Source organism: Clostridium sp., from assembly GCF_036781005.1.
GTDB lineage: Bacteria > Bacillota > Clostridia > Clostridiales > Clostridiaceae > Clostridium_B.
This window is the reverse complement of sequence record NZ_DAIQBT010000010.1, coordinates 64,737-86,612: the sequence shown is the minus strand read 5'-3', so window position 1 is coordinate 86,612 and position 21,876 is coordinate 64,737. Positions and strand designations below refer to the sequence as shown.

Below are 21,876 nucleotides of genomic sequence, written 5' to 3'. Positions count from 1 at the left end.
CAGTTTTTATTATAATTGCTCCATATACTCTATTATATTCTCAGCATTGAAAGCTTTTTCAGAACTTATTCTTATAGCTTCTATATATTCATCATCCATACCCTTTATATATTCAAGCCTTCCTATTATAGGCAGTTGGGTAATTTTTTCTATCATTTCAATATTATCATCATAAAATAAATCCTCTTCATATTTGTTTATTATAATACCTTTAATTTTAATCCCTAAATTTTCTATATATTTTGCTGTAAGCACTGTATGATTTATTGTGCCAAGTCCAGCACCTGCCACAATGATAACGCTCATATTTAGATCCTTAATAAGATTTCCAATAGTATATACTCCTATTTCATAATCTATCAATGGGCACACTATTCCACCACTGCCTTCAGCAACTATAAAATCATATTTTTCCTTTAAATAATTATATTTTTCTTTTACTATATCTAAATCTATAGGATTGTTTTCCAACCTTGATGCAAGATGAGGAGATACTGCAGTACCATAAACATAAGGTGTCATATTTTCATAGGATTCTTTTAACCCACTCACATCACTTACAAATTTAGTATCTCCTGGAATAAACTCATCACTTATTTTCAAGGCACCACTTAAAGCGGCTTTAAAATAAGTAGCATTATATCCCTTATTCCTTAATACATACATAAGTGCAGCAGTTACAATAGTTTTACCAATGTCGGTATCTGTCCCAACTATAAATATTCCTTTAGCCATTTCTCTTAACCTCCATATCTAATTTACTTCATTTTTCTTTGCCAATTCTGTATTTTTAAACTTCATAGATTGTATTTTCTTGTTAGCTTTTAAACTATATACCCATTTTTTCTTAAAGCAGGTAATATTTTTATAGATACATAAGCTGCCAACACTGTTAATATCAAATCCCCAGCTATACAAACCACAAAACCATAAAAAAATGCAAAATAAAAAGAAATATTCTTTCCTAAATATAAATTATAGATAATATACAAATATATCACTCCAAATAGATATATAAAGAACAAACCTAAAAGCAGCATAAATACTGCTTTAGTAAATGTTAATTTCTTTATATTTTCTCTTATTTTGCCTATGACATACGCTGCTATAATAAATCCTAGAAGATACCCAAAAGTAGGTTTAAATATGTAATTAAAACCACCACCTTCAGTAAAGACAGGTACACCAACAAGTCCAGTAACAACATAAACTATTTGTGATAAAGCCCCCATTTTTGCCCCTAAAATTATACCTGCTAAAGCACAAAATAAATACTGCAGAGTAAAAGGCACATATGGTATTGGTATTCTGATGAATGCTCCTATTGCCGTTAAAGCTGCAAACATAGCTACTAAAATTAAATTTCTTACATTTTTCATAAAATATTCACCTATTCCACTATTTGTTGCATCAATAATACTAAATAACTCCACTATTGTCAACCCTATTTTTTTATTAGTTTACAATCAGGATTGCACATGACAAATAGGGTAGTGTACTTAAACCCTAAGGAAATTAAGTTACAATACCCCACTTGCCACTATATTAATAGGTTAGCCTTCCCCACACCCCTTGGAACTCTCTCCCATATTATCAAAAGCCGAAAAAGTCAATTATTCACTATCCCCTTTATTTAGATATATCGTTTTGTTAACAAACTTTACATCCTCTTCTTGATGAGAAATAATCATTAAGATGCTGCATATATCTCTTTCTTGAAGTATTTTAAGAATAATTTTTCTGGTTTCTATATCCATATTACTTATCCCCTCATCTAAAATGATTACATCCTTTTTTTCAATGGTTGCCCTTAAAAAAGCAATAATCTGGGCTTGTCCTCCTGATATTCCAACTCCATTTTGGCTAATTTCAGTTTCCAAGCCATTTTCAAATCCCTTAATATATTTTTCCAGATTATATTTTTGGATTAAAGATAACACATCTTCCTTGTGTTTATCAGATTGCCCATATAAAATATTATCTAAAACACTCCCTTTAAATAAAAATACATTTTGAGATACAACTCCTATTTTATTTCTCACACTTCTTTTATCAATAAGTGAATATCTCTTACCATTTATAAAAATTTCACCTTCCGCTGGAGAATATAGTCCTAAAATATTCTTAATTAATGTGGACTTACCTGCACCATTTTCTCCTTTTATAAGAACTTTATCCCCTTTATTCATTTTAAAATTTAATTTATTTATTACATTCTCACTATTTTCATCATATTTAAAGCTTAAATTTTCACCTGAAATACTAATTATATGTTCATTCATTATTTCATGCTTTTCTGTATTTTCATCCTCCATTTCTAAAAACTCTTGTATCCTTTCAATACTTACGCATACAGGTTTTACAGTCATCCCTAAACTTGCAAAACTTGAGGTTGTTGAAAATACTTTGCTCATATATGCAATAAAAGCAGTATATATTCCAATAGTTAACTGATTGCTTAAAATTAATATTCCTGAAAATAATAATATTAAAACCGATGCTAAATTATTTACTAAAAGTATATTTTCCATAAAAAATAAAATTTGCTTACTTTGTCTTATACTGTTTTTTACCATTTCACTTAATTTCATTTTAAATTTTCTAAGTTGAACATTTTTGCCATTTAATATTTTTATCTCTTCTATGCCATTTAGTACTTCATAAGTTTCACCATTTAAAATAGCCCCTGTTTCCAGCATTAACTTTGTGCTCTCCGATAACTGACTGGATGAATGTTTTACAGTTAAAAAATATATTGGAACTATAATCAAAACTATAATACTCAACTTATAACTTAAAGTAATCATCATAATTAGTGCAAATATAAAATCAAATATACTTAAAAACGTATTTATGAACATAGGGGAAAATAAACTTCCTATGTTTCCACATTCAGATATCCTGCTAAGTATATATCCTTTTTCTTTTTTGTCTAAGAAACTCATGGGCAAATCTATTATCTTATCCATCATGGATACTCTAACTTCATTAACTACAAAATTTTGAACTTTTATAAAAAGACTTTTTGAAATAATACTTATACCATACCTTAACATATGTAATAAAATTAACACAGCAATTATTTTATATAACTCTATGTAACTTTTATGTGGTATCAGAACCTTGTCTATTATATATCCCATTAAATAGGGTACAGGGGTATACATAATTGAACAGATAATCATTCCTGCTATGCCAGCAAAAAAATTGAATTTACATCTTTTAATATATATATTTAGTTTTAGTAAGTTACTATATCCTCTCATATTGCTCATTTCTCCCATCATTAAAAATATAGAAAGCATTTTTTCCATATATAAATGTATTAATCTAAAACGTTCTCATTATCTAAAAAATCGCACTAAACTACTACCATACTCATAAAATTCTTCTTTAAATTATAGTTCCATAGATTTTTTCTACTTTAATTAATGACAAAGAATATTAATAATATTATTCCAATAACTACAATACTAACAATAATCTTCGTAAGTAAATTTCCCTTTGTTAATTGACTTAAATCGCCTACATATGAACGATTTACTGAATCAGCAAAATTAGCCATTGAATCTTTTTTTATATTCTTCCATTTTACGTTTATCTTCTTTATCCATAATGCACCTCCCATAATAACTGAACAGTTAAAATATATAAGCACTCAAACTGGTTCTATACGTATATGGAATAACAATTTTAAATTCGTCAATGCCTGAATAGTTACAGAATATTAATAATTTCATACTTCTGATTATTCAGACTAACAATATCTCCTTTATTTTTACCAACAAATACTTTTTGTAATGGATATACTTTGCTATTTACTGTTGTTTCTTTACATTCCCCAGTTCCAATTTTCTTATATACAACAAAGTTGCCATCCATAATAGCATGAATCCTTTCATTATCTTTTCCTTCTATCATAACTTCATCTTCATCATAAAGTAAATCTCTCCTTGAATGTATATTTGAATTATTTAAAGTATCAGAAAATTCCTTCCTTTCATGTTCTTTTTCATCGTTTGGCAAACCGTATTCATCAAGTAAATCAAATATTGCTTGTATTTCAGCTATATGAATCTGTGTAAAATACAGTGAGTTATCTGAATTAAGTTCAATTTTATATTCACTAGATTCCTCATCGATATCCAAATTTTTAATTGCCTGCTTCATATCATTTTTAAACTTTTCCCTATTAGCATCTCTCATCATTTTATATTTAGCAGCACAATTTGGACATAGACATAAGTTCAACTGTTCTAGTTCAATTCCATAATTAGCAATAGCAGTTACTTCTGCCTGATCTGCAGGATGCTTACACATTTGACATATTTTTATATTGCCATCATTCGTATACATACCAATTGCATATGCTCTTACTGTCTTAGGATTTTTGCTTACACGAATTTGTCTTAATACCTTCTTATAGGTTATAGGATCTGCACAGAAAAACTGTTGTCTAACATGCTCAATAAGGTTGTCCAAATTTCTAACTTCTCTAGTTGGAAAATCTGTAGATATCAATGAATTTGGATCAAATACGCCTTCTTCTTCATCTTCTGGCAATTCATCTTCACACTTATCGGGATCTGTAACTTGCATTCCAAGCTCTCTTGCAAGCTGTTTTAAAAGAATACTCTTATCTTTTTTATTCAGAGAATATACCATATCAAAAGTATCTGCACAATTATCAGCCTGCGTTTCAATAAATCCAAGCCTTTTGTATGCTTCCTTATTTCTGATCAGTTCTCCATATATACCTGTATTCAGATCATATTTTGACATTCCAACCGTTGAACAAGTCTCTCCATCTTTATTGTATAACCACTCATAGCTCTTTATTGAGCTCAGGACAGAAGATTCTTCAAACTCTTCATAAGGATCAGTCTTCCTACAACGTATCGTACCACTTAACTTCTCACTTATAGCCAACATGAGCTTTAATATTTCCGCAGATTTCTTCCTTGCCAACTCATCATCTGAATTATTTTCAATATAAGTTAGATTAGTTTTTAGACCATCAATATCTATTTTAGGACAATATTCACCTAAAGCTGTCCAGCAGTATCCATAGCCTTGACCTCTACCATGCCTAATTCCTTCTACTACAGGTGTTGTAATCAATCCAAGTTGCTCTAACTTTTTAATTGATATACCATGTGAATTATAAAACTCTGTATCTAAGTGATAAACATCAAATTCTTCATCAATATCATTTTTAGGAATATGGGCATAATAAATTGTCATATCAATACCTTCCTCGGAAATATCAACATAAACTTGGCTTGGTCTGCAAAATTCTTCTAAACCATCGTCAGTCATAACCCTAATAATATATGCATCATTAACTAAATTAGCTATTTGATTAGCATCATGAGTATCATTAATCAATTTCAATATTTGCCGAATATCCTCAATGTACTCCTCTTTGTAATCATCCGGATTATCAAAGTCAACTGTATTTTCAATTTTTGTATATTTCTTAATTACTTTCTCTTTTACATATTGATAGTTATTAAATTCACTAACATTAAAGCCATCAGTTAATACAGGCATGAACTCCCTAGCTATTTTTGCATTTACAATTGCAGAAGCTATTACACTCTTATATTCACTAGATGAATTAAGATATATATTGGGTAAATCTTTATGATATGCAGGAACCAACTCATCATTGGCATTCAGAATAATTGGTGCGTGACGTAAATATTTCCATGCTTCACCCAAGCAGTCTCTAATTATCCTCTCATAAGAACCACTTCTTGTATATCTCAAATTCGTATTATATATAGACTCACGGTTATCAGAAACAAAAGTATAAAATTCTTTCAAATCTTTAAATTCTGATTTCTCAGTATTAACTGATTGTGTTCTCATATTACTGAGCATATTTGCCCAAGACTCTAGATTAAAGAGATTTAAGTGCAAATCATCTTTAAGCCACATATAATAATCGGTAAAGTTACTTTCTCGTACATTATTGAATGTTACAAATCCCTTTATTCCTCTAAATGATTCTTCAAAAATTGGTTTATCAAAAAAGTCGGCAATACCAAATGGTACAGCTATAGATAATTCATCAGTATGCTTATAATTACCATTTTTATCTGGAAGTAAATTTTCATTAAGAAATACTTTTGTAATCTTTTCTCTTAATCCGGGAATTGTATGATTTTCAGCCTCATCTTTAAACGCTGCTATAATAACTTTTCTTAAAAACATCTGTGTTATGAGTTTTCTTTCCCTTAACTCAAGAAATGACTCACAAATCAGATCTCCCATCTTATCAAACATATCAGAGTTAAATTCAGATGGTGCCATAAGTTTTTCTCTTGATACAGCTGTTTCAAAAGAGCCATGTATAAGGAAAGGCAGTTCTGTCGTATCTTTTGTAGGAAAATAAACCCATATATTTGTTCCAGACATTTCATTTATATTATTGGAACGGTTATTTATTCTATATGCAATACTAACCTCTGCATTAGTCATTTCAGGATGATTAAACTTTTTTGTAAACTTCAGATAGTTTGCAATTTTTTCACCTTTGCCGTAAGCAGTTCCCTCAATCCTACAGGTCTTTAAATTCTTATCCTGCTTATTTCCCTCAATAGTAATCATGGCATGTTTACCAGATTCCTTATCTATCCAAAACAATCTTTTTATATGTGATAAAAACAAAAGTATTTCTAAATCAAGGCTTTCCAATTTTTGAAGGACTTCTTTTCCTTGAACTTTTATTGGTCTCCCTTTATCACTCTTTTTTGAAAATGGAATAATAAATTTAGTAAGATGCTTAGAGCCATCAAAAGGTATAACTACATCACCTGAATTCAATGTATATGAAAGCATACTTTTTTCTTTATGCCAGTTCCACTTTTCTTCAAGTTCTATTGGTAACAAATAGTTTCCTATACGAAAAGCCTCATCATCAGAATAAATAATCGGTTGACGGGTGTATTTATATACAGACTTAAATCCCATGCCAAACTTACCAATGGTCTGGGCAGATTCCCTATTTTTTGTCCCCATCAAAAGAGAAGCTACACCTTTAACATCTGCCTGATCAAAAGGCTTTCCATCATGATAAAATATTAGCTTGTCCTCATAGTATTCAAATATAACCTTAGTAGCGCCAGCATCTTCCGCATTCTGTAAAAGTTCATATATAAAATGGTTACTTTCAGAATAATGTCCAGCTAATAGAGCCTCATGCTTTTCCGGCTCCAATATAAAACCCAGATACATCTTTTTATTGTATTCCCGTATTGCTTTATAATCAATTTTCCCCATAAATAATACCACCTTTTATATCACATGTAATATACCTCTAACAAGCAGCTTCGTATGTATATCAGCCCTCGCAATAATATCCGCCATATTCTTTTTCTGCTTATTAAAATCTATAAATAACTTATCTAACTGTGATTGACGCATCCTCTTTATCTTCTCATCTTCCGCATTGCTTATCATATTTTTAAATATTTCCCTACGCTGATTATATGACTGACTAAGCTGTTCAACCCTATAATTACATTCATCTTCAACAGTTTTGGCATAAGTATCCTTATCTTGTTGCCAACACTCATAATGTAATTTGTCCATTGAATCCCATTTTTCCGTATGTACTGAACTATCAAATTCAAACTCTGTACAATACTGCATACATGCCAAAACGTTCTTCTGAACCATTTCATTATCACTAATAGCAACCAATTTAATATCCGGTCGTAATCCAACATATTTCCATGCATAAATAAGGAATTCATAATCACCTGCATGTATGTTCTCATCACTTATGCTAAGACCAATCTCACAGGGAAAATTAGAACTTTCATAAGCAGCTGCCTGGATTACAAACGGATGCATCTGCGTGAGGAATGCCGTATTTCTGTTGTCTTTTGCACAAACACTATCAAAAGTTATCGGAAGAATTGGTTTATCCGATTTCAAATAAGCCATCCAAAGCTTATTTGCATTATTGTTATTAACAATTTGTACATTCTTTAGATTATCAAGAAGTATTTGCCTCTTATCACTTGAAAGACGCAAGCTCTTTAACTCTAACTTGCCTCGAATATATTCACCTTCACCAAGAAAATCCCTCATGAACATATTGACCAAATCATTAATACTCTCCGGCGAAATCCATGAATTTTCAGCATCCTGTACATCTTTATTTATTACATAATTAGATAAATCAAAACCAAATAATGTCTTTTCATCATGTTCCAGTTTCTGCATTTCATGGACTTTCATAATTTCATTATCTGCCATCTTCTCAATCTTCATCTGGCGTTCTTCATCGGTGAGTTCAGAATCAAGCATAATCTTTGAAATCTGTTCACTGATATCCCCAAGTATTTCTGAGCAGTCACCAATACTTGCTTCAAATACACCAATCTTACTAAGGCATCTGTCATAAATCGTTTCATCAATGGTATCCTCAGTAATCATGTTGTAGATTTTTACTGTATCACTCTTCTGTCCACGTCTGTCGATACGGCCAATTCTCTGCTCTATCCTCATAGGATTCCAGGGAAGATCATAGTTGATCATGGTATCACAGAACTGATAGTCAAGACCTTCACAGCCGACTTCACTAAAGAGCAGTACATCAATGGCATTCTTATCTTCTCTATCCAGAAGGAAACGCTGTCTCATTGCAAAACGTTCCTCATCATGCACAGAACCATCTACCTGACCAACACGTATTCCTTTATTTTTAAGTTTCTTTTTAATATAACGCAGAGTATGCCTGAATGAACTAAATATGATTACTCTGTTATTATCTTCTTTCATCTTCTGGCAAATAACCTTATACATCTTTTCAAACTTCGGATCAGCTTCTGGGAGTTTTTCTGATAAAGACGTAATTTTATCCCCCAATTGAAATAAAAAATTGCTTTCATCATTATTTAATTCAACATCATATTCATATAATTCTCCATCTTCTTGTATCTGGTTTAACCTTTTATTCACAATATCATTCATAAATGGAGCCAATCCATAAATACAACTTGCTGCTTGTCTCATAATTGTACACATCATAAAACGAACACTACGACTACCATGAAGCTGCGTTAATGCAGTACTTTCAAACTCTATCAATGAATCATATAAATCCTTCTGTACTCCATTAAATGGGACTTTCAGTGTCAATGTCCTTCGAATACAGAAGTCTTCAATATCTTTTCTTCTAGTTCTGTTAATAATTCCATTAAAGGAATGTAACCCCTCGATCATAGAAAGTAATTCAATCTTTTCATCTCTGGTAACTGTTTTTTTATTCATAAAATCATATATCTTCTCAAAATTCGGATTATGCTGAATAACATTACGTCCCCAGCTTGTTTCAAGTATATGTGTAATCTCAGCTTTTCCCTGCTCCTGCCAGCCATCTCCCTGTTTACGGACAATTCGAAGCAGATTATTAATGTAACCGTTCGGTTCAGACATTGTATCAAAAGTATCTTTATCAATGACAACATCCGGGCGGAGAAGATTAAGCAATGTATATAAGTCTTTATTGCTGTTCTGAAGCGGCGTCGCAGTAAGGAATACAACAGCATCTGCATTTCTGCAAAACAGTTCTACACCTTTGTACATCCAGGTATTAGCATTGCGGATATTATGAGCCTCATCTACAATTAGCAAATCAAAGTGCGGCAGTGGATCAAGTTCCCATAAGCCAAGATTTTTGTGTTTCTTGCCTGTACTTGCCTGTGTTCCCATAATAGTATCTTCACCAAATAGTGAATATGGGATAATTGTCTTACTATATCTATCCGGCCATTCTCCATCCCTATCAGTTTCAGATATCGCTTCAATTAATGATTTTCCATCTAACTGAGTGAAATTTTCATCAAAACGCTTCATCTCAAGTTCCCACTTACGTTCTGCTACTAATGGTCTTGGACATATGACTAATACAGAATTAATACTAGAACGAGCTTCTAACTCTTTTAAAATAAGTCCAGCTTCGATAGTCTTACCAACACCGACATCATCAGCCACCAAAAGTCTTGGGCTATCTGATTTAATCATCTTTAATGCTGGCCTGAATTGATATGGTACAAAATCTATTCTTGCTGAATTCAAAGAATACAGATTGCTTGATCCTGGATTATTTATCTGATAAGCAGTTAAAGCAGACCTCACCCTATTAAGGGATACATGCCTGCTCTTTTTCTTACTTATTTTTAATTTAATCTGTTCTCTATAAAATGACTGTACTTCTCCATTAATCAATACAGAGTATTTACCACCACTAATACCAATGACAGCACCAACCACAGATTCATCGCTTGTAAGACAGACAACACTTCCTGCAACAATATCAGTATCAACAACTTCATTCTCTGTAACCACCACTATATCTAGCTTTTTCCTTTCTTCTTTCTTAATCCCATGGTCTTCTTTTACATCAAAAATGAATTCTTCCATATCTCTGGTTTCCCTCATAGATGCATCAAAAACTTGCATTAGTGCAATAATTGTCTCTACATCATCTATTACTTTTACTTTTGTAATATCGTTTGGTGTAATATGTGCCCATGAATTTCTTACTTCCTGCATTTTTCTTATGTTTGCACGTTCTCTGTTATTCACAAAATAATAACTTGTAATTACAAACCAGTTACGATCAAAGACACGAAGACGAGATGCTAAATCAAGCCCATTTATCTCATGTATATTGTTCTTAATGACCTGTTCACGCTGAAGATCGCTTAAATTATTCATAACAAGCTCGTTCCACCAGTCATTTGTTATCTTAGGAAGAATCCTATTAAACCATGTTCCAATCTTGTCATTTAACCTGAACATAAACTCATTCATCTTACTTATAATATAGGTTTCATCCATCACTAGCCCTCCTTCAGTACATTATTTCTAAATGGTTCCTGCAATATCGATCTCAAATTTGTATCTATGCAGTTCTATTCTTTCATCATCCATGTCTGCTATAACAAGATAATAATCTTTTTTTCTATTATACTTACCACTCTTTAATGTAAACTTTTCTGTCATAAGACGATTTGAAGCATTAGTATCCCTGCTGTTTGCTATAATTGGAACATCATATGAAATCTTATTACCATCTTCATCAATAAAGAAAGCCAGTAATTTTCTCCCTTTGACAACATCAGTTACAGGCTCCATCTGCATGAAATCAAGCTTCATTTCGATAGATGTTATTTTATTATTAAATGATGACAATTCAACATTGACAAATCCAGTTTCCTGCTTACCCTTTGCAGTACGTACCTTAATAACCGGAACAATCATTTCCTGTAATGAAGAACCACCATGTACATAGTTCTGGCCACCGCCTGGAGCCTTGATTATATCTGCTCCCTTTGGAGTAGTTACATATAGCTCATTTAGTTTACTTAAATATGTCAATGCCCTGCTTGTTATAGCATCATTATTTATCTTCTGTAATGTAAGAAGGAACCTTTTATTAACAAATGGAACTTTCTTCTTATCCATTACAATCTTATCGCTTTCCTCCAGCTTTTCTCGCTTGTAGATAAATCCGTGATCTGCCGTAATAATATATCTGGTGCAGGAAACATCATTCGTCAGTTTTATGAGCATCCTATGTATCTCATCTATTGTCTCTGCACAGGCATTGAACACCTCATTTTCAGTTCCCATTTTTTCTCCGCGATTATCAATCTGGTTATGATATATATAAACCAAATCCTTGCCCTGTATCATTTCACGGACTTCCGACTTTTTCGCATTGATAACATCATCAAACTGTAAACACACAGAATTTGGTACAGTATTTTTTAAAATCTTATCTCTTTCTGTTATACTGTTCCCACATGCCATACCATCAACAGTTACACCTAAGTTTTCATCCACAACAATTTCTTTATGTGGAAGCAGTGAAGCCATTCCTAAAGTGGTTTCTGATGGAAGTACACTTAACATATGGCCTACATTTGCATCACACTTTTCATCTAGTGACAGAGCATTCATAAATTCCATAGCACACTCAAAACGCATACCATCAGATATAATAACAATTACCCTATTATTATTTGTACGTCCTTCGTTCATATAAGTACGAACTACTTCATGATAAAAATCTTCTTCCTTAGTGTATGGATAAGTCTGGTAAGCTTCATCCGTAAGAATCTGATTCCACTTATATGTAAGACTTGATAAATACCTATTTGTGTATACATTTTCTACCAAATCTTTTATTTCTTCAAAACTCTCTGGAAGTCCTGTCTTATCCATATAGTAATAAAATTTACGGTAATAGGTATCAATCTTATAAGTTTCTTTTACATAATCGTCCATTACCTCTTTCATGGTAGATTTAAACTCATATAAATAAACCTCTTTTAATACGTGATGAGCATACAAAAGCATTAAATATTGTGCTTTGTACTTTTTTGAATAATGATAACTATCCTTAATTCGCATCTCACATATATCTGGAATAGACATATCCGCTATCTTTTCATCCAGCATATCATCCTTAATCTTTGAAGATACCCAGCTTAGAATATTCTGATCAAATGCTTCAAATACATCGCAGCCAATAATATACTGTAATGGAATACTCTTTATGGCATTCTCTGCCTTAAGCTGATAGGAAATCATATCTGCAAACCTATCATAACAATCACAAGTCTCACTATTATTCATCATGTTCTTAATGAATACCACATTGTCATTATGCTTTTCTGATACGAATGTTTTCCATTCCTTTGGCAGATTGTATTCCGTTAATGTCTCAGCATAAGTAAGCAGCATAGTCACCATCAGACGCATTACTGAAGGATTATCATCTACATATCCATACTGTTTCTTGCACATATTCCAGAAAGAAATATTTATCTTATAATATTCTATTTTCTTTAATACTGGATTTTCTCCATTATTTTCTGATAGAATGACTTTCCTAAGTAGTTCCTCAAAGCTAAGTACTTTTACAGATGCTACCACGCACATAATTCCAAGTTCTACTGCACTCTTTGAATACTCTGATATCTGCAAATCCTTAAACTTCTGCGTATTTCGAGATGTCCAGAATCTCTTATACTTCTTAACTGTATCTTGGCAATTTGTCGGAATGCCAAGATCACCACAAAGCTGCACAATCTTATCAGAATAAAAATGCTCTGAATAATAGAAAGTATCTGCCAAATGATTTTCCCTGTCATCCGGTCTCTTGAACGGTGCATAAATCAGATAATTACTCTCTGTATCACGCACTTCCAGTAATAGCTTTGTTTCAAACCAATTATCTTGTGTAAGTATATGAAGTTTATTTCCTTCTGACAGTACAATGTTTTGGATATCTTCCTGATATTCTGCATCATCATCATACCAGAATACAATCTTTCGCTCAGTTCCACTTAGCAGACCATTTATTTTATTTTGTATTTCTGTTAAATCCATTTGCCCACCTCATCATATTTTCGCAAGTAAATTAACCTTTTTCTTTTTAGCATCTTCACCTTCACTTGATATTTCTACTTCCTGGAATAACTCATAATTATGTTTTACCCCATCATCCAGATCAATATCAATTCGCTTCAATGCAACATGTGCAAGCGCCTGATCATATATTTTCATTTCATTTAGCTGCTTAATATATTTATCCCTGTCTTTAGTTGCATTTGCTTTATCTACAGCACTTGTAGATGAAGATATAATATACTCTGCATTTTTAAGAGCACCCTCAATTGCATTTTGTGTTTTATGGAGATAATTAGTTCTAATACGACCAACAGTATCTTTATCATAAAGGTGCATATAAATAAGTGCTTTAAATCCATTTTGCTTGCCAGAATCAAATAGCCAATAAATTGGACGTTTTTTATATATTTTACAATGGTCTTTGTAAAAATCTTTTATAAAATAATTTCTTATAATTTCTCTTGAACTTTTTCCTTTTACAGCAAGTACACTCGCAATAAAATCAAGATTTTCTTCAAGAGTATCTTCACCATACACAACTTTTACAAAATCAACAAATCTGCATACTATATCATCATCAAAATATTCTTCATCAGTAATAGGAATAATATTATCAGCATCAGGGATAAATGTTTTATACTTGCTGTCATCCCACTCTCCACCTGCATAGGCAAGTCCTTCTACATCTAAGGAATATCTTCCAGTCATACATCCTACAGCATAAGAAATGAAGCTTTTAATATCTCTTTCTAAATCAGCTTTTCTTATTTTTATACTATCATCAAAAACTGTACTATTCATTTCGTCCTTCAATGAATAGATATTAATTACTTTTTGATTTATTAGTTCTTCATTAATCTTTAATTCAGAAAAGCTCATATCTTTATAATTTTTCCAATCTTTATATTTACTTTCTATAGTTGTCTTAAAGTTATTATCAGTAACTCTAACTAATGGATGATTTTTAAAATCCCAAGATATTTCAAAATCATCCCAATCATTTTGCGATAGCTGTATATTTCTTTCTACTAAATCTTCTATAACTTCTTTTTCTTTTGAACTATATGCTATTGGAATTCTTCCTACAGGTCCTTCATGGAAATCTAATGTAGGTGCTAAAACGCTTAAAAATTTTCTTGCAACACAACTATTTAACAAACCCAATATATATCTCAAATCACTTTTTTCATTAACAAAGCACATTGAGCCTTTAGATTCAAATAAATATCCCTCTTTTGAATACCTAACTCCAAATTCATTTCCTAGAGATGACCATGTTAATCCTTCTTTAAAATAATAATCAGGATTTCTTATAACAGATCCAGATTCAGCTTTCATTTTAAAACCATTATTTTCCCAATCAGCCACAACAGTATTATTTCCATACCATTTTCGATATGCTCCCCCTTTATTACATGGAAACCACTTTTTATTCATTTTTCTATTATTAATTTCAAACCAAAATCTCAAATATAAATTATTATTCCCAGTTGCAAATCCCTGTTTTGTTTTAGCAACATCATTTAGCTTTTTCCCTTGAAAGCATTTTAATAGTTGTGAACTCAACCAATATGCTAATGGCTTTTCTGGGATAGTTTTTATTTTATCCTGATTCATCAAGAATAACTTATTTCTCCTCAAAAATCCATTTCTCTTTTCTTTTTCCCCATTTAATCGGGTAAGTCTGCTATAATATGCACAATAATTTGGAATATTACTTTTTCTAATTACAAATGATGTTGTTTGAACTACTTCTCCACTAATTTCATCAAAAGCTCTAGCTCCTAAATGAACCATATCAACAATTTGATTTTTCAAAACAATTTCTCTTAGTTTTAAAAAACTTTTAAGAAACATCCATGCTTGCTGTGTTATCATTGCTTGGATTCCATTCAAATTGCACATGGCATTACATTTTTCAATAAAAATTGAAAATAAATCACTCTTACTATTGTAGTAATATTTTTTCGCATACTCATATAATTTTTTACTCATTCCACTTCCACCCATATATGGTGGATTTGTTATAACCACATCGTAATTTTCACTCATCACACAAGCCTGCATCATTAGTTCATCAATAATAGGAAAATGTTCAGCTATTAATAATCTCTGTACTATGTCTAAATTATTTTCTATGCAATATGGATGCGTTTCATCTATCAAAGAATATAGTTTTAATGCCACTGATGCATACTGCCTTGCTTCATTATCAACATTTAAGATTGAACCATATTCTTTTGCATCTTTAAATAAATCCATCACATATTGAATACACTTCAATTCATTATCATTGAACACACCAATAAAGTTTTCTTTTATCTGATTTACTAAATCATCAGGAAGTGTATTGCTCTCCTTAATTGATCTAATATTAGGTGATAGATTCTTTCTCCATGAACGTCCTCCCTGCTCCACTTCTCTGCCAGCAAAAAAACGTCTGTTGTATTCTCTACCTTTCATCATAAGTGCAAAATATGATAATTGATAAGCTCTTTGATCAATATCTAATCCATTAATATTGTTTTCCAAAATATAAAAAACAGCATCTCTCTCACTGTAGCCTTCACTCTTATAGATATCCATAAGCACATCAAACATATACACAAGGATATGTCCGCTTCCCATGCATGGGTCAATACATTTAATATCCATAAGCGTCATATCTTTATATGATGTCCTGATTTCAGCTAGCTTAATATTTACTGAATCTTGCTGCTTAGCTTCTGGCAAATAATATTTCCATCCAAACTCTTCTGCAAGTTGTTTTTCATTTAAAAATGGATCATTCGCTCTTAAATGTTCAATCCATAATCTTCCCAAGGAATTTTCAACCATATAACGAACTATCCAGTCTGGTGTAAAAAGCTGTGTTGCGGCAGGAATTCTTTCTTTTGTAATCTTTACGTTCTTTTTTAATAATGCAAAAGTCTCATCTTTAAGCTCAATATTATAATATTGGTACAACCAGCCAATGATTTCAACCTGACCTTCTTTAGATACATCAAAATCCTCTTCCGGTACAGTGTCTACAAGCATTCTTACTACACCATCATTGGTATATGACAGTTTCAACAGAAGTTCCATATAATCATCTGTCTTTTCAAACAGTCCTGGTAAAATATCATTTAATTCATTGCACTGTTTAATAAATAGCAAACCAAAAGCATCATCATACCTGTTTTCATCTTTCGCTTTCTGAACTTCCGCCAATTCTTCCTGAGACATATTAAGTTCAATATCCAATGACTGTGTTACGATATCAGGCTCTTTTTTACCAGATGTTTCTGATGAAAGTACTCTTACTCTTGTAGGAAGATAATCATTTACTTCCATGAAGCGGATAGCAATCAAACGATTAAACCAAGTATATGCAACCTCTTCAATAACATTATCAAATCCTTTTTCGTCAATAGCTTTTACAAGGCTTGCTCTCTTCTTAATGGTATCTCCAAATATTCTGTTATCCGTCCCAGCTATTGTCTTATATACTTCAAAACCATTACCAGTCTGTACAGGCTCTGTACACTCATCCTCAGTGATTCCATATAACCCTGCCTGGGAAATAGCAGAATCACGAAGCATATTTCTTGCTTCCACTGCAAAATTCTTTATTGCCGTTTTATCCATCTTCTCACCTCTGCATTAGTTCAATTTAATAATAGTATCTTCTGATAATTTGCTCTTTAATTCTTTACGAATTTCTTCAACAAATGCATCTACATCAGCTTCTGTTTTTATTGTATAGGTCTTATTCCTTGTAAGAGTTCTTATGCCTAATGGAATCGTCTTTACTGGATTAACAGGTCTTGGTGTATACTTTTCTCCATCATCGTCTTTTACTGTTTCTGCTGGAGTTAAACTCTTCTGATAGAATTCTTCCTCCTTTTGTATCTCATTCAAACAGTTCTGGCACAATGCACTGCTTTCTGTAGGAATACCATTAAGTGCTGCTACATCATGAGTATGTTCCATCTTTTCTATCAATTCACTGAATTTATTCTCAAACTTTTTCTTTAATCTGTCAGCATAAGGCCTATCCATCATAAGAGAAGTCATTACCAATTCATGATCTGCCTTAACATCCGGTCTAATTCTTTCTGTATCTTTCTCAAGAAGATCTATGATAGAATCATTTAGCTGCTTTGTAAATTCATCTAATTTATTAATACAACTATATGGCTTCTTTAAGCTGATAATTTTTCTAATCTGATCGGAATAGCCAATAATCTTCTGATCAGAGATAAAGTTTTTACTTGCTTCATATATTGATAAAATCTTGCAAGCTCTGTTAAATATGTCTTTTTGCGTACCACCAAGAAAGCTGTTGATATCCTCAATTTCAAGTGATACTTCATCAAAATCATCAAAAAGTTCATAAGCTCTCTTATAAAAAGTCATGGGATCTTTAATATCACATGTATCACCAATTAACCTAACTGCCTTTTCTAGGGCATCTTTGCCAGGCAGCTTTCGATTGAACCTGTAATCTTCATTTAAACACTTTTCAATTGCAGTTTTTTTAATTTCTGCATAATTTCTAAAATCACGCATTAAAGCATCCGGATCATCTGTTACTATTGGTTTTTCAAAAAAATCTTTTATAATATCTTTTACTGATTTAATCCATTGTATCTTTGGAGTTTCCTTCATTTCCAGAAGTATCTTTTCACGGTATTCTTTCCTAGTAATATATTTGTATGCATCATCAGGAGAAGTGCTTGCTGGACTGTATACAACGCCATTCATTTTGAGTGAAATTGTACCTTTTTTATAAAGCGTGGCAATAAGATACTGCACATCTTCCTCTATATATCCATAAGGAGCAGCCATGAACTTATCCATAGCCTGTTTAATAGAAAATTTTGCACTCATTTTTCCTGAATATCTTATGGCAAATACTAATTCATTTAATGCATCATGGTTAGGCTCTAAACTTTCACCAAGATCAAGTGTAAGCTGTGTCTTATTGTTTTTCAGCATATAAAGAATATCTGACTGTCCTGGTTCTGTCTGCATATCACCTAATTTACTATATTCGCTCACAATTAATTTTCCTAATGCCTCATTTACACGACCTACTACATCCTTTGTCTTTATCTGCACCTGTTCACCATTTACATAGATATCTGCTGTTTCGATTGCCATTCTCACATAATCACGAATTCTTTCAACCTTATCTTTTCTTTCCTTCTGTTTTGTAATACGGATTATTTCATAATTTGTCATTGAACCAACATCCTGCTTATTAAGGAATTTAGTTATTTTCAGCATCTCAGTTACTTCTTCCAGATATGGATAATCATCTGACAAGCGAATTATTACACTGTTTTCTGTTGCAGACAACATAGCCAGGGCAACATCTGACTTTTCGCCACTATATGCTGTCATAAGGTGTAAACTGATTGTCTGTGTCTGTTTACTTTTATAGAATATATTATCAATCTTCTGGTTGAAAGAGAACTGATAGCGCTTGTTATAGCTGTATTTATTATTTGAAAACGCAATAATCTCATCGAAAGCTACCTGTGCAACATAGTTTACAATATCTGATGGTGCAATATTTATATGTCTAATGGCATTTTCTGCTTCCTGTTCTTCATTAGTAAGGAATGAATATAGCTGTCCATTTTTCTGTACCAACATCTCATCACATAAAAGTCTAAGAGAAGCTTCTACTTTCTTACGAAGATCAATACGATCATCGTTAACATCTGATATCATAAGCGTTGTGAGATTTTCCACATTTTTAGGAAAATTTTCAACATATTTTGTCATAAATAGCACTTTTAAAAGTTCAACATCAAACTCATTTAGTCTGTCATTCTTTGCTGCCTGAATTATAACAATTCTATGTGTATGGTCAATAAAGTTTTCTAAAGCACTGTAAAATTCATTAAAAGGTACAATTACACCTTCACGTTTGTCTTCTACCTTAACTGCTGCTTCTTTAAATAGGGCAAGCATTGAACGTTCACCTTCTGCTAGGTGCTTACCACTTGCACCATGCTGTCTAATGGCTGTAAGGACACTACCTAATAAATTAAACTGATAAGGTACAAAAGGATACACTTCTGCAAAATCTTCCCGTCCTTTATATAAAGGCATATATGGTGTTCCATCACTAAATGTAATAAGGTTCTTGATCACGGATTCATATTTATCATATAAATCTTCAAGGATTGCAGTTGCATCATCATTTTTATAAAGTATACGCTTCCTTATAACTTCATCAACGTTGGCAGAAGAAAGAGCAATTTTTGTATCAAATCTTCCCTGAATCTTAGAAAAATTATCACCTATTGTTTTAGTAATAGAATCAATATCCTGCTGGCTTGTTACCATGACCCAAGCATGACCGCCACAGGCTGTACCTAAATCCTCAGTTACTGTCTGCAAATTCACCATAAGCTTACCATCATCTGCAATATACTGTCCCATTTCATCCACCAAGAATAATAAATGATGGTTCTTTCCTTTGCTCTCGCAGTATCTTCTAACAATATCTGCAAATTTATCTATAGATAAGCTATATGTACTTTGTGCATTTTCTGCCCAATTTTTTGCTTCACTCTCGCTCATAATATTTAGTGATACAAGAGTGTCAATAATATCATCCTGAATGAAATAATAATCTTCTCTTATTTTCGTCCAATCACTTCCATTTAATTCCTTAAACTTCGCTTTAAAAGCATCATATTTACCGTTCATATCCATCTTATGTTCCAGTTCAGCAAGAAATGGAATAGAACCGCAATAACCAAGATATTCATTGAATACCTTCATAAAAACCTCAACAATAGCATCTTTATTCATTTTAGAATTTGCCGAACTCTTAGAATCTATATTAAACAGGATTACATCAGTATCTTTACTAAAACTTACAACCCTTTCTATCTTCTTTTTTAAACTCTGCTTTCTAATTTTTACATCATCAATGAAAAAGCTGGATGCCGTTCTCTCATTGCCACTTCTATCCTTTACCAACTTATCCGATAGCAGATAAGATAATATTTTTAGGAAATGTGACTTACCACTTCCAAAGAATCCAGAAATCCATACACCCATTTTGTCTATTCTTCCATCTAGACCTTTTGAATATGCATCAAAGAATTTCTCCATGTATTTTTCAAGTTCAGATGTTACTACATATTCATCCAATTCTTGATAAATATTTTCATTATCAGACTGTCCAACCTTAATAACTCCTTTAATATCTCTGTCAATCTTCTTGTAAAACATATCATGAATTTTCATTCTTATACCCCCAAACTATATCAGTGGAAACGCTCTATAGTAATTATCATCTTTTATCGTTCCAAATAAGCTAAGAACCTGTCCGTCCCATGTTCCAGGATAAAACATTACAACCGGTACCTTATCCAATACCTGGTGAAGATTATTTAATATATTATGTGATCTAACTATCGGGAATGCCTTTCCTACTCCTGTAAGAAATACAACTGCATTATCTGGTGTTTTATTCACTATCTTATTTATAATCAGATTATCATCACTTGTAAGGCGTAGCATCTTCGATACTGCATTGCACATATACTCTCTTCCCTTTGTTTTCTCAAACTGAATACATTTATTTATGTAACTTTTATGCTCCAATATTTCTACTATCATATTGTAAAGATCATACTCTACTATTTCAAAACCATCAGCATCTGGATTATTTTTCTTTTTAAGACTTTTAATATGTTCTCTAACTATTAGCTCATTACATGGATCGTAGTCAAAAATATAATATCTAACTTCATTAGCAACACCCCTGTTTGCCAAGAATTCAGTATCTGATATTTTTTTCCAAATGCTATCTAATCGTTCTTGAAATTCCATCTATCTCTCCCCTGTCACCGAATATAAATATTTTTCCATATTGCTGCGTATCAGTATATTCCTTAAATCCTGATCTATATAAACTCTGCATATTTTCTTATTCTTATTTGTTCCTTCTATAAGACCAGCTTCAAACAAATATCTGCTATATGTCTGTTTAATCTTAGCTATAGTAGAATCCGTCCATCCTGCAATCTTTTCACTTTGTTTTGATTTATTTGTAAAAAACACATTAAAATCTATATCCTTAAGTTCATAGTCAGCCATTCTTAATTTATCACGATATACTTCATATACAAATTCAAATAACAACAAATCCGTTACCATAGTTGAAATAAAAACAATTACCTTTGCTGTATTAACGTCCGTTTTTATTAATTCTTTCACCAACTCCTCTGGCAATGCCTGAAGACGTTTTTTTATGCAATTAAATTCTCTGTGAACTCTATCCAATTGATTTTGATGGTATAAATTTGTTTCAATAACTAATTTTTTAACTTCATTATATGAATTGTTTTGTAGTAATTTTGCTGTTTCACGAGTTTCTATAAACCATAACAACTTACTTACTATTCCTGCACTATATCCCAT

At 31.9% G+C, this 21,876-nt stretch carries 11 protein-coding genes; all 11 read right to left on the bottom strand.

All coding sequences use genetic code 11. The features are described 5' to 3' along the window. Positions 1 to 9: 9 nt before the first annotated feature. Positions 10 to 735 carry a dethiobiotin synthase gene (gene bioD / locus V7Q02_RS06100; protein WP_333860125.1) on the bottom strand — a complete coding sequence of 242 codons (726 nt, stop codon included), beginning with the start codon at positions 733 to 735 and terminating at the stop codon, positions 10 to 12. An 89-nt stretch (positions 736 to 824) separates the two neighbouring features. Continuing rightward, a complete protein-coding gene (locus tag V7Q02_RS06095; protein ID WP_333860124.1) occupies positions 825 to 1,379 on the bottom strand; it encodes a biotin transporter BioY in 555 nt (184 codons plus the stop codon). A 234-nt stretch (positions 1,380 to 1,613) separates the two neighbouring features. Further along, on the bottom strand, positions 1,614 to 3,314 hold the full coding sequence (locus V7Q02_RS06090) for a peptidase domain-containing ABC transporter (RefSeq protein ID WP_333860123.1): 1,701 nt from the start codon (positions 3,312 to 3,314) through the stop codon (positions 1,614 to 1,616). 110 nt (positions 3,315 to 3,424) lie between these two features. Next, entirely contained in the window at positions 3,425 to 3,628 is a 204-nt protein-coding gene (locus tag V7Q02_RS06085) for a hypothetical protein (RefSeq protein ID WP_333860122.1), read from the bottom strand. 89 nt (positions 3,629 to 3,717) lie between these two features. Beyond that, the gene (locus V7Q02_RS06080; RefSeq protein ID WP_333860121.1) at positions 3,718 to 7,287 is read right to left on the bottom strand and encodes a sacsin N-terminal ATP-binding-like domain-containing protein; all 3,570 of its coding nucleotides are present in this window, start codon (positions 7,285 to 7,287) and stop codon (positions 3,718 to 3,720) included. A gap of 15 nt (positions 7,288 to 7,302) precedes the next feature. Continuing rightward, positions 7,303 to 10,860 (bottom strand): helicase-related protein, encoded by a 3,558-nt coding sequence (locus V7Q02_RS06075; RefSeq protein WP_333860120.1) that lies wholly within the window; start codon positions 10,858 to 10,860, stop codon positions 7,303 to 7,305. A gap of 27 nt (positions 10,861 to 10,887) precedes the next feature. Next, entirely contained in the window at positions 10,888 to 13,419 is a 2,532-nt protein-coding gene (gene pglZ, locus V7Q02_RS06070; RefSeq protein ID WP_333860119.1) for a BREX-1 system phosphatase PglZ type A, read from the bottom strand. A 12-nt stretch (positions 13,420 to 13,431) separates the two neighbouring features. Further along, positions 13,432 to 17,070: a BREX-1 system adenine-specific DNA-methyltransferase PglX gene (pglX, locus tag V7Q02_RS06065; protein ID WP_333860118.1), complete on the bottom strand. Its 3,639-nt coding sequence runs from the start codon at positions 17,068 to 17,070 to the stop codon at positions 13,432 to 13,434. A 15-nt stretch (positions 17,071 to 17,085) separates the two neighbouring features. Continuing rightward, positions 17,086 to 20,697, bottom strand: a complete 3,612-nt coding sequence (gene brxC, locus V7Q02_RS06060; RefSeq protein ID WP_333860117.1) for a BREX system P-loop protein BrxC — start codon at positions 20,695 to 20,697, stop codon at positions 17,086 to 17,088. 15 nt (positions 20,698 to 20,712) lie between these two features. Further along, the gene (locus V7Q02_RS06055) at positions 20,713 to 21,285 is read right to left on the bottom strand and encodes a DUF1788 domain-containing protein (protein ID WP_333860116.1); all 573 of its coding nucleotides are present in this window, start codon (positions 21,283 to 21,285) and stop codon (positions 20,713 to 20,715) included. Further along, the gene (locus tag V7Q02_RS06050; RefSeq protein ID WP_333860115.1) at positions 21,286 to 21,876 is read right to left on the bottom strand and encodes a DUF1819 family protein; all 591 of its coding nucleotides are present in this window, start codon (positions 21,874 to 21,876) and stop codon (positions 21,286 to 21,288) included.